At 56.2% G+C, this 26,152-nt stretch carries 27 protein-coding genes; 16 read left to right on the top strand and 11 right to left on the bottom strand.

Features of this window, described 5'->3' with window-relative positions:
• Nucleotides 1–355 precede the first annotated feature (355 nt).
• Nucleotides 356–1,270 (bottom strand): ornithine carbamoyltransferase, encoded by a 915-nt coding sequence (gene argF, locus EYC98_RS00675; RefSeq protein ID WP_279243374.1) that lies wholly within the window; start codon nucleotides 1,268–1,270, stop codon nucleotides 356–358.
• Nucleotides 1,271–1,289: 19 nt separating this feature from the next.
• The gene (locus EYC98_RS00670; RefSeq protein ID WP_279243373.1) at nucleotides 1,290–2,507 is read right to left on the bottom strand and encodes an aspartate aminotransferase family protein; all 1,218 of its coding nucleotides are present in this window, start codon (nucleotides 2,505–2,507) and stop codon (nucleotides 1,290–1,292) included.
• A gap of 180 nt (nucleotides 2,508–2,687) precedes the next feature.
• On the opposite strand from EYC98_RS00670, the gene grxD reads away from it, so the two are divergent.
• Nucleotides 2,688–3,029: a Grx4 family monothiol glutaredoxin gene (grxD, locus tag EYC98_RS00665; protein WP_279243372.1), complete on the top strand. Its 342-nt coding sequence runs from the start codon at nucleotides 2,688–2,690 to the stop codon at nucleotides 3,027–3,029.
• A 214-nt stretch (nucleotides 3,030–3,243) separates the two neighbouring features.
• Complete coding sequence (locus EYC98_RS00660) at nucleotides 3,244–5,397, top strand: TonB-dependent receptor family protein (RefSeq protein WP_279243371.1); 2,154 nt, start codon at nucleotides 3,244–3,246, stop codon at nucleotides 5,395–5,397.
• 37 nt (nucleotides 5,398–5,434) lie between these two features.
• Here EYC98_RS00660 and EYC98_RS00655 read toward each other — a convergent pair whose 3' ends face one another.
• Nucleotides 5,435–6,562: a citrate/2-methylcitrate synthase gene (locus tag EYC98_RS00655; RefSeq protein WP_279243370.1), complete on the bottom strand. Its 1,128-nt coding sequence runs from the start codon at nucleotides 6,560–6,562 to the stop codon at nucleotides 5,435–5,437.
• A 127-nt stretch (nucleotides 6,563–6,689) separates the two neighbouring features.
• Here EYC98_RS00655 and EYC98_RS00650 point away from each other — a divergent pair, with 127 nt between their 5' ends.
• Nucleotides 6,690–7,571, top strand: a complete 882-nt coding sequence (locus EYC98_RS00650; RefSeq protein WP_279243369.1) for a LysR family transcriptional regulator — start codon at nucleotides 6,690–6,692, stop codon at nucleotides 7,569–7,571.
• 3 nt (nucleotides 7,572–7,574) lie between these two features.
• Here EYC98_RS00650 and bfr read toward each other — a convergent pair whose 3' ends face one another.
• Nucleotides 7,575–8,051 (bottom strand): bacterioferritin, encoded by a 477-nt coding sequence (gene bfr, locus EYC98_RS00645; protein WP_279243368.1) that lies wholly within the window; start codon nucleotides 8,049–8,051, stop codon nucleotides 7,575–7,577.
• A gap of 149 nt (nucleotides 8,052–8,200) precedes the next feature.
• Nucleotides 8,201–8,404: a bacterioferritin-associated ferredoxin gene (locus EYC98_RS00640; RefSeq protein ID WP_279243367.1), complete on the bottom strand. Its 204-nt coding sequence runs from the start codon at nucleotides 8,402–8,404 to the stop codon at nucleotides 8,201–8,203.
• Between the two features lie 199 nt (nucleotides 8,405–8,603).
• Between EYC98_RS00640 and EYC98_RS00635 the strand changes: the two genes are divergently transcribed.
• The 11 genes from EYC98_RS00635 (at nucleotide 8,604) to lipB (ending at nucleotide 18,334) form a co-directional block, all read left to right on the top strand.
• A complete protein-coding gene (locus tag EYC98_RS00635; protein WP_279243366.1) occupies nucleotides 8,604–9,860 on the top strand; it encodes a glutamate-5-semialdehyde dehydrogenase in 1,257 nt (418 codons plus the stop codon).
• A complete protein-coding gene (gene nadD, locus EYC98_RS00630; protein WP_279243365.1) occupies nucleotides 9,857–10,519 on the top strand; it encodes a nicotinate-nucleotide adenylyltransferase in 663 nt (220 codons plus the stop codon). The genes EYC98_RS00635 and nadD overlap by 4 nt, the downstream gene beginning before the upstream one ends.
• An 11-nt stretch (nucleotides 10,520–10,530) precedes the next feature.
• The gene (rsfS, locus tag EYC98_RS00625; RefSeq protein ID WP_279243364.1) at nucleotides 10,531–10,881 is read left to right on the top strand and encodes a ribosome silencing factor; all 351 of its coding nucleotides are present in this window, start codon (nucleotides 10,531–10,533) and stop codon (nucleotides 10,879–10,881) included.
• 6 nt (nucleotides 10,882–10,887) lie between these two features.
• Nucleotides 10,888–11,358 carry a 23S rRNA (pseudouridine(1915)-N(3))-methyltransferase RlmH gene (gene rlmH, locus EYC98_RS00620; RefSeq protein WP_279243363.1) on the top strand — a complete coding sequence of 157 codons (471 nt, stop codon included), beginning with the start codon at nucleotides 10,888–10,890 and terminating at the stop codon, nucleotides 11,356–11,358.
• A gap of 1 nt (nucleotide 11,359) precedes the next feature.
• Entirely contained in the window at nucleotides 11,360–13,213 is a 1,854-nt protein-coding gene (gene mrdA / locus EYC98_RS00615) for a penicillin-binding protein 2 (protein WP_279243362.1), read from the top strand.
• Nucleotides 13,206–14,342, top strand: coding sequence for a rod shape-determining protein RodA (gene rodA, locus EYC98_RS00610; protein ID WP_279243361.1), 1,137 nt, complete (start codon nucleotides 13,206–13,208; stop codon nucleotides 14,340–14,342). The genes mrdA and rodA overlap by 8 nt, the downstream gene beginning before the upstream one ends.
• A gap of 64 nt (nucleotides 14,343–14,406) precedes the next feature.
• Nucleotides 14,407–15,390, top strand: coding sequence for a lytic murein transglycosylase B (gene mltB, locus EYC98_RS00605; protein WP_279243360.1), 984 nt, complete (start codon nucleotides 14,407–14,409; stop codon nucleotides 15,388–15,390).
• The gene (locus tag EYC98_RS00600) at nucleotides 15,387–16,169 is read left to right on the top strand and encodes a septal ring lytic transglycosylase RlpA family protein (protein ID WP_279243359.1); all 783 of its coding nucleotides are present in this window, start codon (nucleotides 15,387–15,389) and stop codon (nucleotides 16,167–16,169) included. The genes mltB and EYC98_RS00600 overlap by 4 nt, the downstream gene beginning before the upstream one ends.
• A 78-nt stretch (nucleotides 16,170–16,247) precedes the next feature.
• Complete coding sequence (locus EYC98_RS00595) at nucleotides 16,248–17,408, top strand: D-alanyl-D-alanine carboxypeptidase family protein (RefSeq protein ID WP_279243358.1); 1,161 nt, start codon at nucleotides 16,248–16,250, stop codon at nucleotides 17,406–17,408.
• A 2-nt stretch (nucleotides 17,409–17,410) separates the two neighbouring features.
• Entirely contained in the window at nucleotides 17,411–17,680 is a 270-nt protein-coding gene (locus EYC98_RS00590; protein WP_279243357.1) for a YbeD family protein, read from the top strand.
• Nucleotides 17,681–18,334 carry a lipoyl(octanoyl) transferase LipB gene (gene lipB, locus EYC98_RS00585; protein ID WP_279243356.1) on the top strand — a complete coding sequence of 218 codons (654 nt, stop codon included), beginning with the start codon at nucleotides 17,681–17,683 and terminating at the stop codon, nucleotides 18,332–18,334.
• Here lipB and EYC98_RS00580 read toward each other — a convergent pair.
• Both EYC98_RS00580 and EYC98_RS00575 read right to left on the bottom strand, forming a co-directional pair.
• Entirely contained in the window at nucleotides 18,324–18,872 is a 549-nt protein-coding gene (locus EYC98_RS00580) for a response regulator transcription factor (protein ID WP_279243355.1), read from the bottom strand. The genes lipB and EYC98_RS00580 overlap by 11 nt on opposite strands.
• Complete coding sequence (locus EYC98_RS00575; RefSeq protein WP_279243354.1) at nucleotides 18,865–20,154, bottom strand: ATP-binding protein; 1,290 nt, start codon at nucleotides 20,152–20,154, stop codon at nucleotides 18,865–18,867. The genes EYC98_RS00580 and EYC98_RS00575 overlap by 8 nt, the downstream gene beginning before the upstream one ends.
• Nucleotides 20,155–20,231: 77 nt before the next feature.
• On the opposite strand from EYC98_RS00575, the gene EYC98_RS00570 reads away from it, so the two are divergent.
• Nucleotides 20,232–21,809, top strand: a complete 1,578-nt coding sequence (locus EYC98_RS00570) for a peptide chain release factor 3 (RefSeq protein ID WP_279243353.1) — start codon at nucleotides 20,232–20,234, stop codon at nucleotides 21,807–21,809.
• Nucleotides 21,810–21,825: 16 nt separating this feature from the next.
• On the opposite strand, the gene EYC98_RS00565 is transcribed toward EYC98_RS00570, so the two are convergent.
• Together EYC98_RS00565 and EYC98_RS00560 are read right to left on the bottom strand one after the other, a co-directional pair.
• Entirely contained in the window at nucleotides 21,826–22,314 is a 489-nt protein-coding gene (locus EYC98_RS00565) for a glutathione peroxidase (RefSeq protein WP_279243352.1), read from the bottom strand.
• Between the two features lie 88 nt (nucleotides 22,315–22,402).
• A complete protein-coding gene (locus EYC98_RS00560; RefSeq protein ID WP_279243351.1) occupies nucleotides 22,403–23,575 on the bottom strand; it encodes an acyl-CoA desaturase in 1,173 nt (390 codons plus the stop codon).
• A gap of 232 nt (nucleotides 23,576–23,807) precedes the next feature.
• Between EYC98_RS00560 and EYC98_RS00555 the strand changes: the two genes are divergently transcribed.
• Nucleotides 23,808–24,902 carry a D-2-hydroxyacid dehydrogenase gene (locus EYC98_RS00555; protein WP_279244868.1) on the top strand — a complete coding sequence of 365 codons (1,095 nt, stop codon included), beginning with the start codon at nucleotides 23,808–23,810 and terminating at the stop codon, nucleotides 24,900–24,902.
• On the opposite strand, the gene EYC98_RS00550 is transcribed toward EYC98_RS00555, so the two are convergent.
• Nucleotides 24,899–25,297: a DUF5329 family protein gene (locus EYC98_RS00550; protein WP_279243350.1), complete on the bottom strand. Its 399-nt coding sequence runs from the start codon at nucleotides 25,295–25,297 to the stop codon at nucleotides 24,899–24,901. The two genes, EYC98_RS00555 and EYC98_RS00550, sit on opposite strands and share 4 nt — an antisense overlap.
• Nucleotides 25,294–26,130, bottom strand: coding sequence for an endonuclease/exonuclease/phosphatase family protein (locus EYC98_RS00545; protein WP_279243349.1), 837 nt, complete (start codon nucleotides 26,128–26,130; stop codon nucleotides 25,294–25,296). The genes EYC98_RS00550 and EYC98_RS00545 overlap by 4 nt, the downstream gene beginning before the upstream one ends.
• Nucleotides 26,131–26,152 lie beyond the last annotated feature (22 nt).

Here is a 26,152-nt window from a genome sequence, read left to right as displayed (position 1 = left end):
CAGCTAAAAACTGCCTGTGACTAGCTGGCGATGGGCACCAACGGCGGTATTTCCCTGTACAAGCTCCCTGATCCCTCTAATCGCCAGGGTAATTGCCTGTTCTAAAACAGGCAATTACCCTACATGTTGGGGGTGTTGGGGAGCTGGAGTACAAGATAATGCGCTTTACCCCTGAATGCAAGGTAGATAGATTGGGGTTTTTCTGTGGATAACTTGTGGGCAAAATTTTATGTCTGTGACTACTAACCCGCCAGCCCTTGTCGGGCAAGGGCGCTATCGATTTGGGCCTAATTACTGACGAAGGAAGGCTGTTCTACTATTTTGTTCTAAGAACAAAATCTCACAGTAGTTTTGGTTATTTGGTGTGTGCGTCCAGCAGGAATTCCAGCAGTGCCTTCTGCGCGTGCAGACGGTTTTCTGCTTCCTCCCAGATAACTGTGTCGGGGCGATCCATTAAGCTGGCGCTAATTTCTTCGCCGCGGTGAGCGGGCAGGCAATGCATGTAGAGTGCATCTGGGTGCGCGCAGGCCAACAGGGTTTCGTTAAGCTGGTAGCCGGCAAATTGCTTGAGTCGCTGCTCCTGTTCCTGCTCCTGCCCCATTGAGGCGAACACATCGGTCACCAACAGGTCGCTGCCTTTGGCGGCCAGCTCGGGATCGCGAATAATAGTAACGCGCTCGGCGTTAGCCGCGACCAGTTCAGGATCTGGATCAAACCCCTGTGGGCAGGCAACGGTCAGCTCAAAATCGAATTGGCGCGCGGCGTTAATATAAGAGTGGCACATATTGTTGCCATCGCCGACCCAGGTGACCTTCCGGCCCTGAATGCTGCCCCGATGTTCGCGGTATGTCTGCATATCAGCCAGTAGCTGGCAGGGGTGAAAGCTATCGCTCAGCGCATTGATAACCGGCACCGAGGAGTACTCGGCGAAGCGTTCGACGATATCGTGACCAAAAGTTCGGATCATGACGACGTCTACCATCGACGAAATCACCCGGGCGCTGTCTTCAACGGGTTCGCCGCGGCCAAGCTGTGTGTCCTGGGGTGAAAGAAACATGGCGTGACCGCCGAGCTGGGACATGCCGGCTTCAAACGATACCCGGGTGCGGGTCGATGATTTTTCAAAAATCATCGCCATGACCTTGCCGCTGGCAGCAGTATGATTCTGGCCCGCCCGCAGCTCCTGCTTCATCGCGCTGGCGCGATCGATCAGGGTGTCCAGCTCGGCGCTGCTGAGGTCCAGCATGGAGCGAAAGTGTCTGACAGTCATAAGGGCCTCCGGTTGAACGCTAGCTAGCTGCAGCTGTGACGTGTTGCGCGGCGAATTCACGGATCAGACCGCTGATGGCTGTGACCAACTCTGCTGCCTGGGCATCGGACATGATCAGCGGCGGCAGCAGTCGCACGGTGCTACCAGCGGTGACATTGATCAGATAGCCGCTGTTCAGAGCCATGCTAACGAGCTCAGGGCAGGGTACGCTAAGTTCAATGCCCAGCATCAGCCCACGGCCGCGAATATCAATGACCAGATCAACGTCGGCCAATTGCTGTGCGAACTGTTCCCGTATTTGGCTGCCTAGCGTGCCGGCCCGTTGCGCCAGTTGCTCGCTGGCCATGGTTTCCATCACCGCCAGTGCTGCGGCGCAGGCCAACGGATTGCCGCCATAAGTAGAACCGTGATTGCCTGGCGCCAGCACTGAAGCGGCTGGGCCGCTAGCCAGGCAGGCACCAATGGGCACGCCATTGGCCAGCGCCTTGGCGGTGGTCAGCACATCGGGTGTAACGTCTTCTCCCTGACAGGCAAACCAGTGACCGCTACGACAGTTGCCGGACTGCACTTCATCAAGCATCAGCAGCCAGCCGCGCGCATCGCATAACTGACGCAGCTCGCTTAAGTAGCCGTCGGCAGGAACCCTGACACCGCCTTCCCCCTGTATGGGCTCCACCAGAATGGCGACCACGTCGGCATTGTTTTCAGCGATGTTGGTCAGCGCTTCTATGTTGTCGTAAGGCGCGCGCACGAAACCTTGCACCAGTGGCTCAAACCCGGCCTGTATCTTGCGGTTACCGGTAGCGCTCAGGGTCGCCATGGTGCGCCCGTGAAAGGAGTTTTCCATGACGATCACAGCGGGCTTCTTAACCCCTTTTTGGTGCCCGTAGAGCCGCGCCAGTTTGATCGCTGCCTCATTAGCCTCGGCTCCCGAGTTACCAAAGAAGCAGGTCTCCATGCCGGCGGCACGGGTCAGCTTCTCCGCCAGCTGCTGCTGCAGCTCGATGTGGTACAGGTTAGAGGTGTGTATCAACTTACCGGCCTGCTCGGTAATAGCGCGGGTAACAGCAGGATGCGCGTGGCCCAGGGAGTTAACCCCGATCCCGGCAATAGCGTCGAAGTAGCGGCGGCCATCATCTGCATACAGGTAGATGCCTTCACCATGGGTGAAGGTAACCGGCAGTCTGCCGTAGGTGTTCATTATCGCTGTGGACGCAGTATCGTTAGTCGTCGCCATTACCGTCTTCCTCAAAACGCAAAAAGGCAGCTACAGCTGCCCCCAAAAGCGGAATGATATAGGGTTGTGGGGGTTATGGCAACGCGCGTCCCGGCTAATACGCGACTAAAATAGTCGGGTATTTTTTGGGAACTCGGGTTATAATCTGCGTCCAATTTTTGACTGAACATAGTAGTGGCAATGGAAATTCTCGACAGCATTAAAGAACAAATTGAAAACAACCCGGTCATTTTGTACATGAAGGGTTCGCCTAACCAGCCGCAGTGTGGTTTTTCAGCCCGTACGTCGCAGGCGCTGATGGCCTGTGGTGAGCGTTTCGCTTATGTTGATGTACTGAGTAATCCTGAGATCCGCGAACATCTGCCTGCTTATGCCAACTGGCCGACGTTCCCCCAGTTATGGGTCGGCGGTGAGTTGATTGGCGGCTGCGACATCATCACTGAGATGCACGAATCCGGTGAGCTGCAGCCGCTACTGAAAGACACCGTCAGCAGCGCTGCCGAGGGTGAAGCTACCGAGTAGTCAGCCGCAGTGTGAGCAATGAGCCCGCCATGATGGCGGGTTTTTTTTTGCCCGCGGGTTGGTGGTTGGGCTTGGACTTGGTTCTATTCCCCAATATTTTTCAACAACCCAAAAGTTATTGATAATCAATCTCATTTACATTACGCTCTCCTCCATCGAATTTGAAGGCGAGGCGGAGACCTCGCTGTTCATGGTTGGTTTGGGGGTATAAGTGGTGAGTAATAAGTATGGCGTGTTGTCGGCATTGGGGCTGTCGCTATTAAGTTTGCAGGTTGGTGCGGGTACCGAGGTGATGGAAACTGTCACGATTATTGGTACCAAAGATGATGCCAGTCGTTTGGCTGGCTCGGGTACGGTGTTAAATGCCGATGACCTGGCCAAATTTGAATACACGGATATCCAACGGATTTTAGCGGATGTGCCGGGAGTCTATACTCGCACCGAAGAGGGTTACGGTCTGCGGCCTAACATTAGTATTCGCGGTACTTACGGTGATCGCAGCAGCAAAATTACTTTGATGGAAGACGGTGTGTTGATCGCGCCCGCGCCTTACACCGCGTCTTCTGCCTATTACTTTCCAGCCACCGGCCGAGTGGTCGGCGTGGAAGTCCTGAAAGGTGCAGCGGCGATAGAAAACGGTCCCTACACCATCGGCGGCGCGATAAACGTGATTAGTACGCCGATTCCGGAGCAGGCAAGCGGCGAAGTCAACCTTGAGTACGGTGAAGATCAGACCTACCGTTTGCATGCCAGTTATGGTGCTTCCTCTGAGCAGTGGGGGTATCTTGTTGAAGGCCACACGGCAGGTAGTGATGGCTTTTCCAGTGTCCAGTTCACTAACAACGACACTGGCTTCGACAAAGATGATTTGGCCGCTAAGCTGAGATACAACAGCGCTGGGGGCGCACGCTTTTATCAGCAGTTGGAGATGAAGCTGCAGTACAGTGAAGAGCAGTCAGAACAAACCTATGTCGGCCTAACCGAGGCTGACTTTGCGGTAGCACCCACTCAGCGCTACGGACTCAGCCGCCAGGACGTGATGAACTTTGAGCGCAAGGCCGGCTCGTTGACGCACTTGATAGAGTTCAGTGAGAATGCCCGGTTGACCACCACCGGTTATTACGCTGACTTTTCTCGCAACTGGTACAAGACCGACAAGATTGACGGCGAGGGCATTGACGAGGTGATTACCTGCGCCAATGGCGGTAGTTGCGATGGCATGACGTCGGACTACGGCGACTACGACTCAAACTTTGCTCGCAACGTTTTGCACGGTGCAGCCCAGGCCGATGTTTACGTCAAAAACAATAATCGCGACTACGAATCCAAGGGCGTACAAACTCGTTTCATTGGCGACTTCGATGCCGGTTCGATGACGCATACGCTGGCTGTGGGAGGGCGTATTCATCGGGATGAAGAATTCCGCCAGCAACCGGTAGATACTTATTTTCAGGGACTGGGGGGTAACTTTGACCTGGTGGAATTGGGCGAGGCCGGGGAGTCTGAGAAAAAGTCCAAGGCTTACTCCCTGTATGCCAGTGACAATCTGGCGTTCGGTGCGTGGAATATCAAGCCCGGCCTGCGCTATGAGAACTACGACATTAATGACGTCAAAAACTCCGAGTTACTGCCCGGCTTGGGTGTCACCTACGACGCCAGTGATCGCTGGCAGCTGCTCGCAGGCGTTTATGAGGGCCACTCACCGACCTCCAGTGAAGGCAGTGACCCCGAAACGGCAACCAACTATGAGGCTGGTTTTCGTTTCAATGAGGGTGCTCTGAGTGCAGAGGTTATTGGCTTTTTTAGCGACTACGACAATATTGTCGGTATTTGCTCTAATTCCGGCGGTGCCGGGTCGGAACCCTGTGAGGCGGGTGATACTGAAAACGGCGGTGAAGCAGAGATCAAAGGCCTTGAGGTGCAGGCATCTTATACTCTGGGTACCGCGGCCGCGCAATTCCCAATGGGCCTGACTTACACTTACACCGATGCTGAGTTCAAAACCAGCTTTGTGGGAAGTTCAGTCTGGGGAGAGGTCGAGGCGGGAGATAAACTGCCGGACCTGCCTGAGCATCAGTTGGCACTGAGTGCTGGCATGGTGCTGGATAATGGCGTTGGCAGTAACCTGCGCCTGGCCTATTTTGACGAAACCTGTGCTTCAGCCGCCTGCGGTGAATATGAGCAGATAGATGCTTACTACTCTCTAGACCTGTCGGTGTTCTACGATTGGCGCGATCGCGCTCGCTTTTATGTGAATGTCGACAACTTGAGCGACAACGACGGTGACATCATTGGTCGCCAGCCCAAGGCCGGTGCCCGTGGGCAAAAGCCGCGCACCGTGCTGGCAGGAGTGCGCTACCGCTTTTGAGGCGGTACGCGCAGCCCCTGATTGTGATGTGCTGCCATCAGGCGGCCTGATCGTTGTTCGGTAGGCGCCCTTCATAGTGCGCGCGAGGCCGAATCAGGCGCGCTTCAGGCCTGAACTCCAGCGCGTGAGCGATGTAGCCGTAGACACGGCCCATGGCAAACAGGGCGGTAAAATAGCGAGGAGGGATTCCCAGTGCACTGAACACGGCGCCTTTATAGAATTCCACGTTGGCCCGAATCGGACGCCCTGGCTTTTCCAGTTGCTCTACACAGGCGGCCTCGATTGCCTCGAGAGTGGCCAGTACATTGGCACTGTCGGTGCCTGCGCACAGGCGCCGTGCCAGCGGTTTCAGTAAGCCGGCGCGAGGGTCTACGGTACGATACTCGCGGTGCCCCATGCCCATGATTCGCTCACCTTTGGCCAGACACTCGCGCACGTAGGTCGCGGCTTGTTGGGGGTTGCCAGCTGCCAGCGCGGCTTCCAAAGCAGCCTGATCAGCGCCACCGTGGAGTTTGCCAAACAGGGTCCCTAGTGACGCCGATATGCTTGAGGCGATAGGAGCCTGGGTGCTTAGCGCCACGCGGCCGGCAAATGTGCCAGCATTGTAGCTGTGCTCCATTTGCAGAATTTGAGCGGTATCCAGGGCTTCTACCTGCAAAGCCGTTGGATTGTCGCCATGCAGCGCCTGCAAAAACGCGCGGTGAGGTTCACTGGCATGACTGTTAAGCGGCCAGGATAAACCTTGCTCGCGACGGTAATAGCTGGCGATTAGCAACGGCAGGCGAGCGGCGATGATCAGCCCCTCAAGCGCATCTGCGGACGTCGTTGGCAGTGTCATGGTTTCACGCGGTTGCAGCTCTAACAGCGGCACCATTCCCTGCAGCATTAGCATGGGGTGGGTGCCGGTGGGGATTGCTGCCAGCAGGGCTTGTTCGTTGTCGGACAGACTGCGATGAGCCGCCAGAAACTGCGCCAGCTGCTGTTCCTGCTGGGCGCTGGGGATGGCGTCAAACAGCAACAGCCAAACCACTTGCAGAAAGCTGCGTTCAGCGAGATCAGCAATGTCATAGCCGCGATAGGACAATCTTCCCAGTTCGCCTTCGACATGAGAGATGGCCGTACTGCCCACAACAACTCCTTCAAGACCGGTATCAATGGTTGGCATTGGATGACTCCTTGAGTGTGAATTTTTGGCAATTATAGTGAGTGCAGAGAATAAGTTAAGATAAAAAAATTAATATATTGATTAGAATTGCTTATAATACCGGTGACTGATTAGTGAGGAATACAAGATGCGGCTTGAAACTCAGGAGATGCGAGTGCTGGCGGCGGTCATTGAAATGAATGGCTTCAAGCGTGCGGCGGAGAAGCTGCATATCAGCCAGTCTGCCGTTTCCCAGGCCATTGCCGGGCTAGAGCGTAAGTTGGGGCAAAAACTATTGCAGCGTAAGCCGCTGGAAGTGACCGAGGCCGGGTTGCGTATTCTTACTTACGCGCAGCACATGGCGCGGGAGGAGGAGCTGCTGGTCAATGATCTGGGCGATATCAAGCGCGGCCAGTCCGCCAAGTTATCGCTGGCGGTTAATAGCGCCATTAATCGCTATCACGCTCCGGAGCTGCTGAAAAAGTACTGTGAGCAGAATCCGTTTGCCCGCCTGCAAATCGAGGAATACCCCTCGCGGCAAATTATTCAGGCGGTGGTTGCCGGTGCAGTGGAAATTGGGATGGGACCTTTCCAGACGCACATGCCGGCTTTTGATTGCCAGCCGCTGTTTGACGAGGTGCGCACCCTGGTGGTTTCGCGTCATCATCCGTTTGCTGAGCAGCTACAGGATGATCCGGAGGTCGTATTGCCGCAGGTACCGCTGGTGGCTTCTTACGTTGATGATCCGTTGGAACGCCCAGCCATGCAGCGCATTCGTGATCGTTTCAGCCGGGTCTGGGAAGTGCGCAGCATTACCCTGCGTCTGGAATTGTTGGCCGCCGGATACGGTGTTGGGTATGTCAGCGACATGGTGTTGGCCAAGGAGCCGCTAAGCGCTGATTTACTGGTCGTAGAGGGCTTGCCGTTTTCGCGCATTGCGCGCAGCGTTGGCCTGTTCTACCGCAAGGATGCGGTGTTGTCCGCGGGTGCCCAGACCTTTCTGGATCTGTGCACCGCGCGTTGGTCTTAAAGCCTAGCCGGCGCTGGTGATGGCCGTTTGCATGTAGTTTTGCAGGCCCAGGTTCTCGATCAGGCTGAGCTGGGTTTCCAGCCAGTCGATGTGCTCCTCTTCGGAGCTTAGAATGTCGGCAAACAGATCGCGTGACACGTAATCGCCGATAGACTCGCAGTAGGCAATCGCATCCTTGAGATCCACATGTGCGATCATCTCCAGCTTGAGGTCGCATCGCAGCATTTCCTGAACGTTTTCACCGATCATCAGTCGACCCAGTTCCTGAAAATTGGGCAGACCTTCGAGGAACAATATGCGCTCGGTCAATTTGTCAGCATGCTTCATCTCATCGATAGATTCGTGGTACTCGTGAGCGCCCAGTTCCTTGAAGCCCCAGTCCTGGTACATCTTCGCATGCAGAAAATACTGATTGATGGCGACTAGTTCGTTGCCCAGCACCTTATTCAGAAATTCAATAACTTTGGCGTCGCCGCGCATAATTTATCTCCTTGATTAAGGCGCGAAGTATGCCAGCGGACGCCGCAGGAAGTCAAGTCTAAGTGATTGATTTAAAACGATAAAAGAGAATGGGAATAAGAAGTATTCTTACTATTGATTAGCCTTGAGAGCCTGATCAATTGCGATACTCAGGTTACCGCATAGAACAGTTGATCGTTGTTACCCTCGTCCAGCAGTGTCTCGCGCACGATCTGGCGCGTGAGAATGCCGCATTTACCACACTGGCTGGCTACGCCCAGGGTGTTTCGCACATCGCGCAGAGAGTGGGCCCCGTCTTCCACGGCGGCGCGAATCTGGGTGTCGGTAATGCCTTTACAAATGCAAACATACATAACGAATGGCTGACTTTTGTGAACAACAGGCTAGACGTTAATGCTAATGAGAATGATTGTCAATAAGATTGGTGTAAATTTGCGGTCGGCAGCGTTAACTGTCGCCAAGGCTGGCAAAAGTGCCGATACAAAGCGCAGCAAAGGTAGCTGGTTCAGGTATAATGGCCGGCTGTCGGGAGGTTAGACCGGGACTATGGCAATGGACATCGAAACCACAATGCGCGAAATCGGCGCGCAAGCGCGCGCGGCCTCCAGGTTGACTGCGTCAGCGACCACAGCTGCTAAAAATGCCGCCTTGCTGGCAATTCACGATGAGCTGGATAGCTCGCGCCCGGCGTTGGCAGCGGCTAATGCCGCAGACCTTGAGCGCGGTCGCGCCAATGGTCTTGATGCCGCATTGCTGGATCGCCTCGAGCTGAATCCGCAGCGCATTGACGCAATGCTTGAGGGCTTGCAGCAGGTCGCAGCGTTACCGGATCCTGTGGGCAGTATTACCGATATGGACAACATGCCCAGCGGTATTCAGGTCGGCAAGATGCGGGTACCGCTGGGAGTTATCGGTATCATCTACGAGAGTCGTCCCAATGTAACAGTGGAGGCGGCCAGCCTGTGCCTGAAGAGCGGCAACGCCACGATATTGCGCGGAGGTTCCGAGGCGATTGAGAGTAATCAGGCGATCGCGGCCTGCATCGTGCGAGGACTGGCGACGGCAGGGTTACCGCCGAGTGCCGTTCAGGTGGTAGCGACCACCGACCGTGCCGCCGTGGGTGCATTGATCACTATGCCCGAATTTGTCGATGTGATTGTGCCGCGTGGTGGCAAGGGCTTGATAGAGCGGATCAGTCGTGACGCCAAGGTGCCGGTTATCAAGCACCTCGACGGGGTATGTCATGTATATATAGATAGTCACGCTGACCTGGAGCAGGCGTTGGCGATTGCCGTCAACGCCAAGACCCAGCGCTATGGTACCTGTAACACCATGGAGACACTTTTGGTGCATGAGGCTGTAGCGGCGCAGGTATTGCCGCTGTTGGCTGAGCAGTATGTTAGCGCCGGTGTTGAGCTGCGTGGTTGCGAGGCGACCCGCAAAATTATTCCCGAGGCAGTGGTGGCCACTGCGGCCGACTGGGCCGAAGAGTATCTGGCACCGGTGCTGGCGGTGAAAGTAGTCGCGAGCCTTGATGCGGCGCTGGAGCATATCGCCCGCTACGGTTCACAGCATACCGATGCGATAGTCACTACCCATCATGGTTCTGCCATGCGCTTCTTGCGTGAGGTTGACTCAAGCTCGGTTATGGTCAATACGTCGACCCGGTTTGCCGATGGTTTTGAGTATGGGTTGGGTGCTGAGATTGGCATCTCCACGGATAAGCTGCACGCCCGTGGCCCGGTTGGGCTGCACGGCCTGACCTCGCAAAAATACGTGGTGCTGGGTGACGGGCAAATACGTCAGTGAGCAGTGGGCCGATAGGCATCTTTGGCGGTACCTTTAACCCTATCCATTACGGTCATCTGCGCTCGGCGCTAGAGATTCGTGAGCGTCTTGGTCTGGCGGAGGTGCGGCTGATGCCTTCAGCCCGGCCGCCGCACCGCTCGGCACCCGATTGTTCCATCGCCGAGCGATTGGAGATGGTACGACTGGCGGTGGCCGGAGAGCCGGGGCTGGCTTGCGATGACCGCGAAACATTGCGGGCCGGCCCATCGTATAGCGTAGACAGTATCCGTGAATTGCGGCAAGAAGTTGGGCCCGAGACCAGTCTTTGTCTGGTGATGGGCGCCGACGCTCTACTGGGTCTTGCTGACTGGCATCAGTGGCAGTTGTTAACGGACTATGCCCATCTAGTGGTGATCGCGCGCCCGGGTTGGCATTTTCCCAGCTCCGGCGCGGTCGCAGACTGGTTGCAGCCGTTGCTGTGTGAGCAGGTAGATGAACTGCTTGGGCGGCCCGCCGGCAACGTTCACCTGTTGCAGTTGCGGCCATTGGATATATCATCGACGGAAATCCGCGAGCTGATTGCCGCCGGACGTTCACCGCGTTATTTGCTGCCCGATCCAGTATGGTCGCGTATCAGGTCAGCCGGTCTTTATGGCTATAATCAAGCCGCGCAAACGTAAACAGGAGCAGTATGGAATCCGTAGAGTTGAAAGATGTGGTGATTGAGGCGCTCGACGACCTTAAGGGTATGCAGATAGTCAGTCTTGATGTTAGCGAATTGACTGATGTGATGGACTACCTTGTGGTAGCCAGTGGCACCTCAAACCGACACGTCAAATCGCTGGCAAACAATGTCATGGACGCCGGTAAAGCGGCGGGTTGTCGGCCGATCGGTATTGAGGGTCAGGATGGCTCCGAATGGGTGCTGGTGGATTTTGGTGACGTGGTAGTGCACGTGATGCTACCGGCCACCCGAGAGTTTTATGACCTGGAGCGACTCTGGTCAGCGCCGCCGGCACCGCCAGTAGCGGCGGAAGAATAGCCTGCGGTGCGATTGACGCTGATTGCCGTTGGTACCCGCATGCCTGGCTGGGTAGAGCAGGGTATGGATGAGTACAGCAAACGGCTGCCGCGTGAGATTCGCCTGGATATTCGTGAGATACCGCTGGCCGGACGTGGCAAGGATCTGCCGCCGGCGCGGGCCAAGGCGGTAGAAGCCGAAGCCATATTACGGGCTATCCCCGACCGTGATCGCATTATTGCGCTGGATATTAGCGGTCGCCAGTGGTCGACGGAACAACTGGCTGGACAGCTGGCCGACTGGCAGATGTCAGCCCAGAACTACAGCCTGATCATCGGTGGGCCTGAGGGTATTGCCGCAGACCTGCTGGCCCGCGCAGATCTGCGCTGGTCGCTGTCACCACTGACATTGCCGCATCCGTTGGTTCGCGTCCTGTTGATCGAACAGCTTTATCGGGCGTGGTCGATCAATAACAATCATCCGTATCACCGGGCCTGATATGGCGGCTCAGGCACTTAAAGACCAGTCTTACGAAGCACGCATCTTTCGGGCCCGTACCGGGCTTGTGTTGCTGCTAGTGGTATCGCTACTGTCGTTATTGCTGGTGCGCTATTTTTCGCTGCAGATTACCCAACACAAAATTTACCAGACCGAGTCCGATCGCAATCGTCTGCAGCTGCAGCCGCTGCCGCCCAAACGTGGCCTGATTTATGATCGTAACGGCGTGCTACTGGCAGAAAATCGTCCCAGTTTCGTCTTATCGCTGGTCATAGAGCGCACGCCAGATTTGGAAGAAACCCTGGCGCGTCTGCAAGGCATGCTGGATATTTCCGGCGCTGATATTGAGAAATTCATGCAGCGCAAGGGCCGCCGGCGCCCTTATGAAGCCGTGCCACTGCGCTTTCGTCTGGATGAGTCCGAGCGTTCACAACTTGCCGTCAACCGCTTTGTCCTGCCCGGTGTGGTGGTAGAGGCTACCCTGGTGCGTTACTACCCGCAGGGCGCGCTGTTTTCGCATGCGTTGGGCTATGTGGGCAGAATCAATCAAGCGGAAGAAGCTGAGCTGGACGAGGTCAACTACCGTGGTACTAATCACGTCGGCAAAATCGGCATTGAAAAGTACTACGAGGAACTGCTGCACGGCCAGGTCGGCTATCAGAACGTTGAGACCAATGCCCTGGGCCGTGTGCTGAGGGTTTTGGAACGCACGGACCCGGTGCCTGGTGCTGATATCACCTTGTCACTGGATATCGGTTTACAGCGCACCGCCTACGAAGCGTTGAACGGTCGTCGCGGTGCGGTCGTCGCTCTGGACCCCAATACCGGTGGTGTGCTGGCCTTGGTCAGTACGCCCGGCTTCGATACCAACCTGTTCGTCAACGGCATTAGCACCCGCGATTACAGTGCGCTGCGCGAGTCCCTGGATTTACCGCTGTTCAATCGCGCTATTCAGGGGCAGTATCCGCCGGGTTCGACGGTGAAGCCGATTTTTGGCCTGGCCGGGCTGAGTTATGGCCTGGTGACTGCGGAGACCAAAATTGCAGATCCCGGCTGGTTCACTCTGCCCGGGCAAACTCGTCGCTTTCGTGATTGGACGCTGCGTGTGCGGGGCGGTGGGCATGGGGCCGCAGTTGACCTGCGGCAGGCGATTGAAGAATCCTGCGATGTGTATTTTTATGACCTTGCGCACCGTATGGGCATCGAGCGCCTGCACGACTATACGGCGCCTTTTGGGTTTGGTGTTGCCAGTGGTATTGATACCACCCACGAGCGCCGCGGCATCCTGCCATCGCGACAGTGGAAGCGGGATATGCGCAATGAGCCCTGGTATGCGGGTGAGACGGTTAACGTGGGCATTGGCCAGGGTCATCTGCTGGCAACACCGCTGCAACTGGCAGTAGCCACATCCATGTTGGCTTCCAGAGGTCAACACTATCGGCCACAGATGCTCAGTGCGGTGGGTGGAATTCCTGTCGCACGTGAGGCACCCACTCAGTTTGAAGCCAAGGCGGATGACTGGACAGTAGTTCAGGATGCTATGTACGCGGTCTTTCACGGTAAACATGGCTCAGCCCGCGCTGCAGCGCGGGGCGCCGATTACATAATGGCTGGCAAGAGTGGTACCGCGCAGGTGGTCGGTATCGCCCAAGACGCAGAGTACGATGCTGATGAGTTGGTTGAGCGCCATCGTGACCATGGACTGTTTATTGCCTATGCGCCCTTCGAAGCGCCGCAGATTGCGGTGGCGGTGGTGGTGGAAAATGGCGGCGGCGGATCAACGGTGGCGGCGCCAATAGCGCGGGCGGTGATGGATGCCTGGCTGGCAGCTGATGAGGCTGTGAGCGGTGGGTGATTACGTCAGACAGATGCCCGAGGCTTCGGCGGACCTGGCGCGCCGCCCGCAACTGTCACAACGTCTGCACGTGGATTTTGTTTTGCTGTTGTTGCTGTCGGTGCTGAGTCTGTTCGGTCTGGTGGTGCTGTACTCTGCCAGTGGTCAGGAGATGGGCGTCGTGGTGCGGCAGGGGCGATATCTGGTGTTGGGCTTTATCGCCATGCTGGTCGCAGCCCAGATTGACCTGCAGCGTTATCGACGTCTGACCCCGCTGGGCTATCTGGTGGGCCTGGTCATGCTGGTGATGGTTATTGTTGCCGGAGCAGATGCCAAGGGCGCGCAGCGCTGGCTCAGTCTGGGTGGCTTCAGATTTCAACCGTCGGAAATTATGAAGCTGCTGGTGCCTATGTCGGTGGCCTGGTTTTTGTCGGCGCGGGTATTGCCGCCGCGCCTGTGGCACGTGTTTGCCGGTCTTGGGTTGCTGGGCGTGCCCGCCGCTCTGGTGATTCTCCAGCCAGACCTTGGTACAGCGCTATTAATTGCTATGTCGGGTTTGTTTGCCCTGTTTATGTCAGGTCTGGGCTGGCGCTATATTCTCGGGGCTATTGCGCTTACTATCGCATCTGCCTGGCCGGCTTGGCTGTTTCTGCTCCATGATTATCAGCGTCAGCGGATTCTTACCCTGCTCAACCCCGAAAGTGACAAACTGGGTGCTGGCTGGAACATTATTCAGTCGAAAACCGCCATTGGTTCCGGTGGCTGGTCCGGCAAAGGCTGGCTCAATGGAACGCAGTCGCAGCTGGATTTTTTGCCTGAGAGTCACACCGATTTCATTATCGCGGTATTGGCAGAAGAGTTCGGGCTGCGCGGGGTGTTAGTGTTGCTGGCAATATATCTGCTGATCCTGTTGCGCGGATTGTGGATTGGTTTGCGCGCTCAGGACAGTTTCTCGCGTCTGGTGGCGGGCAGTATTACCCTGACATTTTTTGTCTATATTTTCGTCAATATGGGCATGGTGTCAGGTTTGCTGCCGGTGGTTGGAGTGCCACTGCCGCTGGTCAGCGCCGGGGGCACATCATTGGTGACATTGTTGGCGGGATTTGGTGTACTGATGGCCATCAGCACCCAGAGACGTCTAGTGGTGTAGTAAGCTGGGAACCGTTGCCCCCGCAATGGTGTCAAAATAGAAAGTTATGGAGTTGAGAGCAAAATTGTATAAATTATTTTTGAGTGTAATGTTGGCCGGATTGGGCACTGCCAGCGCCTGGGCGGATGGCTATGCGGACAATACCCTGACCCTGCAGATGATCGACGAACTGGTCGCCGAAGAGGGCTTTGAGCGCGACGCGCTGTTGGAAGTGTTCGGTCAGGCCGAACGCAAGGACAGTATTCTCAAGGCGATCGCGCGACCCGCTGAGAAGACCAAGCCTTGGCACGAGTATCGACAGATATTTGTCACCAGCAAACGTACTGCCAAGGGGTTGGACTTTTACCAGCGCCACCGCGCCACTCTGGAGCGCGCTGAAGCCGAGTTTGGTGTCCCCGCGGAGATGATCACCGCGGTAATCGGCGTGGAGACTCGCTATGGTGAAAATATGGGTAGCTTCAGAGTCATCGATGCACTGTCTACGCTGGCGTTTGACTATCCACCGCGGTCTTCGTTTTTTAGCAAGGAACTGAAGCACTACCTGATATTGACGCGTGAACAATCTATGCCGGCGGCAGAAATGTTGGGCTCTTATGCCGGAGCCATGGGCTACGGGCAATTTATGCCCAGCTCCTACCGCGCATATGCGGTGGACTTTGATGGCGATGATGTCATCGATATCTGGAACAATCCGGTCGACGCGATTGGTAGCGTTGCCAATTATTTCAAGCGTCACGGTTGGCGCAGCGGCGAAACGGTGACCATGGCGGCTACGGTGAGCCAAAACTACCAGCCAGAGCTGGCGAATGACGGCCTCAAGCCCAAGCTCACAGTGGCGGACTTCGCTGCGGCAGGTTATACGCCGGCGGGAGCTGTTCCAGCAGATGCGATGGCGACTGCCATGGAATTTGAAGGCAGCGAGGGGCTTGAGCACTGGCTCGGTCTGCATAATTTTTATGTCATTACTCGCTACAACCACAGCGCAATGTACGCCATGAGCGTGTATCAGCTGAGTCAGGAGCTGGCCCACGCGCAGTCGGCGTTATGAGCAGCGTGCGTGCCCTGCTGCTGGTTGCAGGGTGCCTGCTGGTCGGCTGTAGCAGTCAGCCCCCTGATATTGCAGACGGTAAGCCACAGCGCAGCATCACTGCCGCCGAAGTGGTGGACGCCGAGCCGCAGCCTGAACCGCTGCGCGACGCCGGTAACAGCAGTCCCTACCGGGTGTTGGGGCAGGAATATACGGTGCTCGACAGCCCCGTTGGTTACCTTCAACGTGGCCGCGCTTCCTGGTATGGCAGTAAGTTCCATGGGCGCCTGACAGCCAACGGTGAAGTATTTGATACCTTTGCGGCAACCGCGGCGCACCGCACACTGCCAATACCTTCGTTTGCCAGAGTCACAAACCTGGAAAATGGGCGCGCTATTGTTGTGCGGGTCAATGATCGGGGGCCGTTTCATGAGAACCGCATCATAGATCTTTCCTATGGCGCCGCTGTGAAGCTGGGCTTTGCCGAACAGGGTACGGCAGCGGTAGAGGTCGAAACAATAACCGTGGCGGGTGTCGTTGATTTGCGCGGGGACCCTAACGCCAGCCTCTATCGCTACGTGCAGGTCGCTTCGTTTAGTGATCCTGAGGCGGCATCGCGGATGGAACGTGTATTACGCAGTCAGGTCGAGTCCCCGGTTGCTACTAGCGCTACACAGGTCGGCGAGCGCATGGTGCACCGAGTCCGGGTGGGTCCGTTGGATGATTTTGAACGCTTGCAGCAACTGCATGCCGAGCTGGAATCATTGGGCTATGCCAATACGCGTTTGATGCCAGAGTAAGCGTGGCTGACTTTGGATTGCGTCTGGTATGCGTTACCATGATGCCTCTATTCCCTCTCTATAAAGCCTGAAACTTTCATGATTCGAAGCCTTTTTGCCACGCTGCTGACAGCGTTTTCACTAGCCACAATGGCAGCCCCCGTGGTGCCATCGCCACCGCAAGTGGCAGCAGCGGCCTATGTCTTGATAGATGCCGACAGCGGTAAGGTGCTGGTTGCCCAAAACGCTGACCAGCGCTTGCCACCCGCTAGTCTGACAAAACTGATGACCAGCTATGTGTTATCACATGAGCTGGCGGAGGGCAGGGTCAGTAAGGAAGATAAGGTGCTGGTGAGTGAGAACAGCTGGGCGCAGAACCCGGTTTTCGCGGGCTCCTCGCTGATGTGGATTGAGGTGGGCAAGGAGGTCAAGCTGGCGGACCTGCATCGAGGTATTGTGGTGTCTTCTGGTAATGATGCGACCGTTGCGATCGCCGAGCATCTGGCTGGTACGGAGTCTGCTTTTGCCGATGTTATGAACGGCCATGCGGCAGAATTGGGTATGCATGGCAGCCACTTTGTTAATTCCCATGGTCTGCCTGATCCTGACCACTACACCACGGCGTATGATCTGGCGCGTCTGGCCAATGCGCTGATTAAGGATTATCCCGAGGACTACAAGCTTTACAAAGAACGCGAATTTACCTACAACGGTATACCTCAGTACAACCGCAACCGGTTATTGGTGGAGGATCCGTCGGTGGATGGTCTTAAAACCGGTTATACCTCGGAAGCGGGATATTGCCTGGTTGCTTCCGCCAAGCGTGATGGTATGCGCTTGATTTCGGTGGTGCTTGGAACCGACAGTAAGCGTACCCGGGAAAGTGAGTCGCGCAAGTTGCTGAACTATGGCTTTCGCTATTTTGAAACACATGCATTGTATGAAACTGGGCAACAGATTACCGCCACCCGGGTTTGGAAAGGACTACAGGAAGAACTCAACCTGGGTGTCGGCGAGCAGATCTATTTAACGCTGCCGCGCGGGCGCAGTGAAGACCTCAAAGCGGTCATGGAGCTTGACGAGACGATAGTCGCACCGATCAGTAAAGGCACTGCCTATGGCATATTGCGCGTTAGTCTGGATGGGGAGGAGTTGGTGGAGACGCCTCTGATTGCTTTGCAGGACATTGCTGAGGCGGGTTTTTTCGCCAGACTCTGGGACAGCATTGTTATGTTCATTACCGGCTTTCTGGATATCTAGTGATGACCGAGCAGGAACCCCCCAAGATTGAATTCCCCTGTGATTACCCGATAAAGGTTCTGGGACGCAGCGTTGAGGAATTCGAAGTCGAGATTCTGGCCGTGTTTGAGCGGCATGCTCCGGGTTTTGATCGCGATGCTGTTCGCAGTCGCGACAGCGGTAAGGGTACTTTTACGGCGCTGACCATAACCATCGTGGCCACTGGCAAACCCCAGCTGGATGCGCTGCACGGCGATTTGATGGCCACTGGCCTGGTACAAATGGTTATCTAAATGCGTATCCGCAAGCTGGGCCTGGTGGATTACCAGTCCACCTGGCAGGCCATGAAAGATTTCACCGACCAGCGCGATGCCAGCACCGAAGACGAGCTCTGGCTGCTGCAACACGCGCCGGTTTTTACTCAGGGCCAGGCCGGTAAAGCTGAGCATGTGCTGGCGCCGGGTGATATTCCAGTGGTCCAGGTTGATCGGGGCGGTCAAGTTACCTATCACGGCCCCGGGCAGTGGCTGGTGTATATGCTGGTGGATATTCGTCGGCATAACCTGGGGGTGCGTGACCTGGTGGACCTGATTGAGCACAGCATTGTTAGTGTACTAGCGCAATTTGGCATAGCCGCCGCGCCGCGCCGCGATGCTCCGGGCGTTTATGTTGACGGTCAGAAAATCGCCTCCCTGGGCCTGCGGGTGCGTCGCGGCTGTTCCTACCACGGACTGGCCCTGAACGTAGATATGGACCTGGAGCCCTTTTCGCGTATCAACCCCTGCGGACATGAAGGGTTGCAGGTGACCTCGGTGAGTCGTCAACTGGGCTCAGCAAGCACCCTAGACATTGACGCCGTTGGAGATGCTTTATTAGCAGAGCTGGTGGCAGGGCTCGACGGCAGCGGCTCTGCCGGTAACGACTCGGCCATTGGAACTATTGCCTGACAGGTCTTTTCTGAAGCTTACGTTGTAGTGTGCGCCGATGCATGCCCAGCGCTTTGGCGGTTGCCGAAATATTACCCTCGTGTTGCTGCAGTATTTTTTGTATGTGTTCCCATTCCAGACGCTCCACCGACAGCGGTGCCGCTGGAACGATACTGCGCGCAGGAGTGTTTTGGCCTTCGAATGCGGCGAGGACTTCGATTACGGTGGCTGGCTTACATAGGTAGTTGGTGGCGCCCAGTTTCATGGCCTCCACCGCAGTGGCGATGCTGGAGTACCCGGTGAGGATGACAATGCTGGCGTTCGGCGCATTGCGCAGTAACTCTGGCAGCGCCAGCAGTCCTGAAGCCCCCGGTAAATTCAGGTCCAGTAGAATATGCGAGGGCTGCCGCGTTAGCGCGAGCTCATTGGCCTGCACACTGTTGTGCGCTACTGCCACATCAAACCCCTGACGTTGCATGCCTCGGGCCATCACAGCGGTGAAAGCCTCGTCGTCATCGACCAGCAGTATGTCGCGAATGGTCGCGTCGGAGTTAGTCATGTTCTGGTACCGGCAGAGTGAGTGTGGCGCAGGTGCCGCGGGTGGTGCGGTTGCGCAGTTCAATGCTGCCGCCATAACGATTGACTGTGGCGTGACTCAGCAGTAATCCCAAGCCCAGCCCCGAGCCGGTGGCGCTGACCACCGGACGCCCAAGTTGGTTAATGATATCGGCCGGTATGCCAGGACCGTGGTCCAGAATAGCAATACTCACCTTCTGTTCATCCCAGCGTATCTCTATCTGAATATCGCAAGGATTGGCGTTGGCGGCATTGTTCAACAGATTCTCAATGGCCTGACTCAACGTGGGATCTACCCTCAGGGGTGGCGCTGGACCGGATGAGTACGCGCTTAACCGAGCTGTGACTTCAGGGCGTTGCACCAGCCATTGTTCATAAGTCTGCTGCAGGTACTGGTCGGCACTGACTGTCTGCAGTTCACCGGCCTCGGTCATGCGCGCAGTCTGGGAGAGACGGTCGAGGATGCCTTTGCAGCGCTGCACCTGATCCTGCAAGACCTGGTAATCCGATTGGTCAGTGACAGTCGCTGCGGTTTCCATTAGTTCCTCCAGCAAGACCGACATAGTGGCAAGCGGTGTGGCGAGTTCGTGGGCAGTGCCTGCGGCCAGACTGGCAACGCCGAGAATCTGCTCATTACGCAGCTGATCTTCGCGCTGTTCCACAGTCGCCTGTTCCTGGCGGCGCAGGGTGGCAGCCATGCCGACCACAAAGTAGGTTATGAGCCCCACCGATAGCATAAACATGATCCACATACCGGCAATGTGCACGTTGAACAGGCCGACGGCGCCATGGGCATGTGGCGAAAACAGGGGTAGTGGTAGGTAGAAATAGAGTAGGGCGCTATAAGCACCCACGCTAATGACCGCCAGTAGCCAGGTGTAGGTGCGTGGCAAGATCGCCGCAGCGATGACCAGCGGCACCAAATAGTAAGAAACAAAGGGGTTATTGGCGCCGCCGCTCAAATATAAAAATGCGGTTAAGCCCACAGCGTCCAGCGTCAACTGCGCAAAATACTCCTGATCACCGACCGGCCAATCGCGACGTAGGCGCCAGAAGCTGAGTAGCGTGATAACGGCCAGCGCCACAGTGATCAATAGCATTCCGCTATGCGCACTACCACTGATGTCTTGCCCGGCCAGAAAGAACAGCAGCGCAGACTGACACAGCAACACCAGGCTGCGGATGATGAGCAAGCTGCGCAAGTTACTGTGCGAGGCTGAGTAGGTAGTGGTAAGCGATTTGTTCACGGTCGTATTATATCGCACTCCGGTGGCACCGTTATTGCGCGCGACACGGTTAATCGGCGTATAATCCGCGCTCTTTCCGTAGAGCCTGAGTTTCGATGTCACAATTGAGCAGCGAGGTCGCAGAGCGCCGTACCTTCGCCATTATCTCGCACCCGGATGCGGGCAAAACTACCATCACAGAAAAACTGTTGCTGTTGGGTAATGCGATTCAGATTGCTGGTAGCGTCAAGGGCAAACGCGGGCCTCACGCCACCTCCGACTGGATGAGTATGGAGCAGGAACGGGGTATCTCGGTGACTTCGTCGGTAATGCAGTTCCCCTATCGTGAGCGCACAGTCAATCTGCTGGATACGCCCGGGCACGAGGATTTCTCTGAGGACACTTATCGCACACTCACTGCTGTAGATTCGGCACTGATGGTGATCGACGGCGCCAAAGGCGTAGAAGCGCGCACCATTAAGTTAATGAACGTATGCCGTCTGCGTGATACCCCGATTATCAGTTTCGTGAACAAAATGGATCGGGATATTCGCGATCCGGTGGATTTGTTGGACGAGATAGAAGAGGTACTTAATATCCGCGCCGCGCCGGTCAATTGGCCGGTGGGGATGGGTAAAGAGTTCAAGGGTGTCTATAACCTTTACACCGATGAGCTACATATATTCACCCGCGGCCAGGGTCATACGCTTTCGGACGACGTGCGCCTCAAAGGCTTGGAGTCAGATCAAGCGCGCGATTTGATTGGCCCCTACTATGACGACTTTTTGGAAGAGATTGAGCTGGTGCGCGGCGCCAGTCATGAGTTCGACCTGGAAGCCTATCGGGCCGGGACCCTGACGCCAGTCTTTTTTGGCACTGCGCTGGGTAATTTTGGTGTACGCGAGATGCTGGATGATTTCGTGAAGTGGGCGCCGGGGCCACTGCCCCGGCCGACTAACGTGCGTGAAGTTGCGGCAGAAGAAGAGCCCTTTTCGGGGTTCGTGTTCAAGATACAGGCCAATATGGACCCGCGTCACCGCGACAGGATTGCCTTTATGCGAGTGTGTTCAGGCCGCTATATCAAGGGCATGAAAATGCGGCATGTGCGTACCGCTAAAGAAGTGCGAATTGCCGATGCCGTTACCTTCAAGGCCGGCGAGAGAGCATTGGTCGAAGAAGCTGTGTCTGGCGATATTATCGGCTTGCACAATCACGGCACTATTCAGATTGGCGATACCTTTACCGAAGGTGAAGATCTGCAGTTTACCGGCATACCGCATTTTGCTCCCGAGCTGTTTCGGCGTATACGCTTGGCCGATCCACTGAAGTCCAAGCAGCTGCAAAAAGGCTTGCAGCAGTTGTCGGAAGAGGGTTCAACTCAGGTGTTTGCCCCCTTGCGGAACTCGGATCTGATCGTGGGTGCCGTGGGTCAGCTGCAGTTTGATGTGGTGTCCTATCGACTCAAGGATGAATATAAAGTCGATGCCCTGTACGAGCCGATCAGTGTCTACACGGCGCGCTGGGTATATTGTGAGGACGAGCGCAAGCTGGAAGAGTTTCGTACCAAGGCGGAGGACCAGTTATCTATTGATGGCGGTGGCCACCTCACGTATCTGGCGCCAAGCCGGGTCAATCTCGCGCTGATGGAAGAGCGCTGGCCCGATGTCCAGTTTCTGGCCACGCGCGAGCACTAGTGCCCGCGCAACGCAATTAGGACGCTAGTAGTTCCTTGATCTCGTCTTCCAGCTGGGCAGGGGTGGTGGCTGGCGCAAAGCGCTTGACCACATTGCCCGAGCTGTCGCACAGGAATTTGGTGAAATTCCACTTGATACCCTTGGTGCCCAGTGCTCCAGGAGCCTCCTTCTTGAGGTGTTGATAGAGCGGATCGGCGGCTCCGCCGTTGACTTCTATTTTGCCAAACATGGGGAAGCTGACGCCGTAGTTCAGCTGACAAAACTCGGTGATTTCGTCATTGCTGCCGGGGTCTTGCTTACCGAACTGGTTGCAGGGAAAGCCGAGTATTTCCAGCCCCTGGTCTTTGTACTTCTCGTAGAGCTCTTCTAAACCCTCAAACTGCGGCGTAAAGCCGCACTTGGACGCCGTGTTGACGATGAGCAGAACTTTGCCGCTAAACTCGGCGAGGGAGCGCTCGCTGCCCGAGGCAGTGGAGCAACTGAAGTCGTGTACGCTGGTAGTCATGGTCTATTCCTCACTAAGGCTTTTAGTTACGTCTGCGCTTGGCACCCAGATCACCGTAAAGTGGTTATCGCAAAGGCGCCCGCTGGCTTTAGGCTGCCTGCATTTGCAGCTGCAGCATCAATATATCGACCCGCTTACGCTGCATTTTTAGAGAGTACTCAAGTTCCTTGAGGTGGGTGCGAATGGTGGCATGCTCCCATTTCTCCTGCAGGACTTTTTTGCGTTCTTCCAAAGCGCCCTCTAACTCTCCCACAGTGCGCTCATAGCGTTCGCTCTGCAGCTGTCGCCAGCGGTTTACCGACTCGGCAAACAGCTGCAGTTCCCGCTCCAGAATATCGCGCAGTGGCGCCGCTGCGTCGATTTTCTCCAGCTCGTCGCGGGCTCGCTGCAATTGCATGGCCAGCAGGGCGCGCTGAATCTTAAAGTCCGGTACGCGTTTTAGGTTGCTGGCCAGGCCTAGCCAGGCGCAGGTACTGATCATCCACTTGGTTGGATCCCACTGGTACCAGCGCACGCCGTTACGGTAATCCGTCTGAAAGATGTGGTGGTAGTTGTGATAGCCCTCGCCGTAGGTCAGGAGCGCCAGTACGGTATTGTCGCGGGCGGAGTTAGTCTCGGTGTAAGGGCGGCGGCCCCAAAAATGTGCCAGCGAGTTGATGAAAAAGGTGACATGGTGATTAACGATTAGTCGTAGCAAGCCGATCAGCAGCAGGCAGCCAATGATGTCACCATGCCACCAGCCAATGGCAAGCGGCAGTCCGATATTCATAGTTAGCACGAGTGTCAGATAGTGGCGGTGTTGCCACATGACTACCGGGTCGCTGAGCAGGTCGGCGGCATTGCCAAACTCTTGCTTGTTGGTCTGGTAGTCGCGCAGCATCCAGCCCATGTGAGAAAACCACAGGCCGCGCCCGGCGGAGTAGGGGTCGCGCTCATCGTCGTCAACGTGCCGGTGATGGCGGCGGTGGTCAGAAGCCCAGATCAGTATGCTGTTTTGCAGGGCTCCGGCGCCCCATAGGGCATAGAAAACTTTTAGCGGGGTGCGGGCGCGATACGCACGGTGCGCCCACAAACGATGGTAGCCACCGGTAATGGAGAGCCCGTTTAAATAGAGGAAAACAACTGCCAATAGCCACTGCCAGCCATCATAGCCATGGCTAAAACCCCACCAGGGGACAGCCACCAAAGCCAGCAGGGGCAACATTACAAAAATAGCCACGTTGACAGGCATTAGCGGCGGACGTGTAGAAGCTGCAGTCATTGCAGGAGAACCTCAGATGATCGGGAAACGTGAAAAACAGTATTAGCGAACAGACGTTAATGATACCTTGACTTGATGAACAGTAACAGTGCGGCTCCTGCTTGCAGGTAGCAGCGAGAGCGTTGCCAGGCCTGACTTACAGCAACGCAGTGGGCTTTTGCAGACCGTCGCGTTGCTCGTGGCAGCGTTCATTAAATTACACAGATAGCAGCTGATAAGGAGACTCAAGGTGATGCGTTGGAATTGGATACTCTTAGGCCTACTGGTAATTGTGCCGGTTCAGGCGCAGGAACTACCAGAAAACCTTGAGGGACTGGGTTTGCGGGAATCGACGATGGCCAGTCGGGATATGCCGGGCTGGAAGGTTCCGGATAAGATTCTGGTGCGGAGCTTCTTTGGGCAGGATGTGGCTGCGATGCTGCAGCCGCTGACCCCGGATGTAGAACTGGTGGCGGTGACCACAGTAGAAGATGCCGTGGCCAATATTGACGGGGCCCAGGCACTATTTGGGTTTTGCGAACGCAGCATTCTTGAAGCGGCGGACAGTCTGCATTGGGTGCAGTCTTATTTCGCCGGCGTGGAGAACTGCGTTTCACTGCCAGCTATGCAGGGCGGTATGGTGCTGACCAACGGCCAGCGTCTCAGCAGCCCTACCATCGCTGACCACACCATGGCGCTAACCTACGGCCTGGTGCGAGGGCTTGATCTGTTTCAGGGGGCCCAGGCGGAATCCCGCTGGGATATGCAAGCGGCGCCCTCTTTGATGTCTTTCGGCGAGCTTTCCGGGCGGACCATGCTTGTAGTTGGCCTTGGTGGCATCGGCTCTCAGGTTGCGCAGCGTGCCCATGCGCTGGGAATGAAAGTGTTGGCGACCCGCGGCAGTCGGCGCGAGGGCCCTGACTACATAGAGTATGTCGGTCTTGGGCACGAAGCGATCCATTTGGCAAAAAAAGCAGATATCGTGGTCAATGCTGCGCCACTCACTGATGCCACCCGCGGCATGTTCAATAAGGAGTTTTTTGCGGCCATGAAGCCGACGGCTTACTTTGTCAGCGTCGGGCGCGGCCAAAGCACTGTTACGGCGGATCTCATAACGGCAGTGAAAACCCAGCAAATAGCCGGAGCCGCACTTGACGTGGTGGACCCGGAGCCGTTACCTGCCGACCACCCGATCTGGTCTACCCCGCGTATTATTGTGACGCCACATGTGGCGGCGCTTAGTGCTGAGACCTGGCAGCGCATCTGGGCGCTGGTGGGTGAAAACCTGCGCCGCTATGTTGCCGGTGAACCATTGTTATCAGTGGTGGGTATAGAGCGGGGTTATTAAAGGCCGTTGCCTGTGGTGCCGGGTGCGACAGTCTCGCTGACTGTGTTGGCGCGATAGCTTGCCAGCTCGGCATGCAGCCAGCTGGCGGCGGTGCTGTCTTTGCCAGCACAGGTGATGGTATAGGGCTTCTTGCTTAAGCTACTACTGCTGGCCAGGCGGTCGATAAACTGCTCGGCCGTATCCACCCAGCGTTTGCCGCGCCGGTACTTCAACTGTAAGTGCTCAGCGGCATCCGCTGAGTCGTGTTGGCTGCCATTGCGATTGAAATCGCAGCCACTGGCGGCAACAAATTCGATCAAGTGTGCGACTTCTCGCTCTGTATCGTCATCCGCGGCCAGGGTCATACCCGTTGCAGTGAGCAGCAGTGCGCCGATGGCGAGGCAGTATTTGTTCATGAATCGACGGCGAAAGTCGCAAAAATAGGATTGTGATCCGAGGAAGTGACGGCGCGCGTGCCGCTGCTTACCACCCTCAGGCCGCGCACAAAAATATGGTCTAGCGGCAGACCGAACACCAGCTTACGTTGATCGTCATTGTAGTCCAGCGCTGCCAGCCCCAACTGCTCCATAAGCGAGGTGAGCAGGAGCAGGCGTGCTGCACTCCAAGTGTTGAAGTCGCCGGAAAATATAACCGGACCCTGATGCTGTCTGATGACTCCGGTGGCATCACTGAGCTGTTGGTCTAGAGCGCTGGTACCAAAGGTGAAATTGACCGCATGCAGATTGATAACCAGCAATGGCTGGGTGCTTCCGCTGATACGATAAGTGCTGATGCCGGTTGCTTTGGGGGTAAGTAACCACGGTTCCTGGTGAGATAGTAGGCACTCACTGATCGGTGGTGTTCGGCTCAACGTCATTACCCCGGTGCGCTCATCGTCAGTAGCATAGCCAGGAGCAAATACCGCATGCAGGTCAGCGTTGTCGATAGTGGTTTCGAGTTCTCGTTCCAGCACCGCTTCTTGCAGCAGCAGCAGGTCGATATCTTCACCCAGCAGGCGCAAATCGTGACGCCAACCTTGTTGGCTGGCTTTTTGAATATTCCAATTGGCGAGACGGATCTGCGATCCGTCCATCGATGGTTGGGCCATCGCTGCGGCGGGCTGCTGGTCTCGGAGGTCGCAAACGGCAAGCGGCGCCAAGGCCTCAGCGCTGGCACTGCGGAACAGCCCGGTGCTGGATGCCATGATAGCCAGCGACAGCAGGCCGAAAATTTTGAAGGTTCGGTACATGATCCTTCGATTATAACGATTA

The organism is Candidatus Litorirhabdus singularis, assembly GCF_026262625.1.
Classification (GTDB): domain Bacteria; phylum Pseudomonadota; class Gammaproteobacteria; order Pseudomonadales; family Halieaceae; genus Litorirhabdus; species Litorirhabdus singularis.
This window is presented reverse-complemented; position numbering and strand designations above follow the sequence as displayed.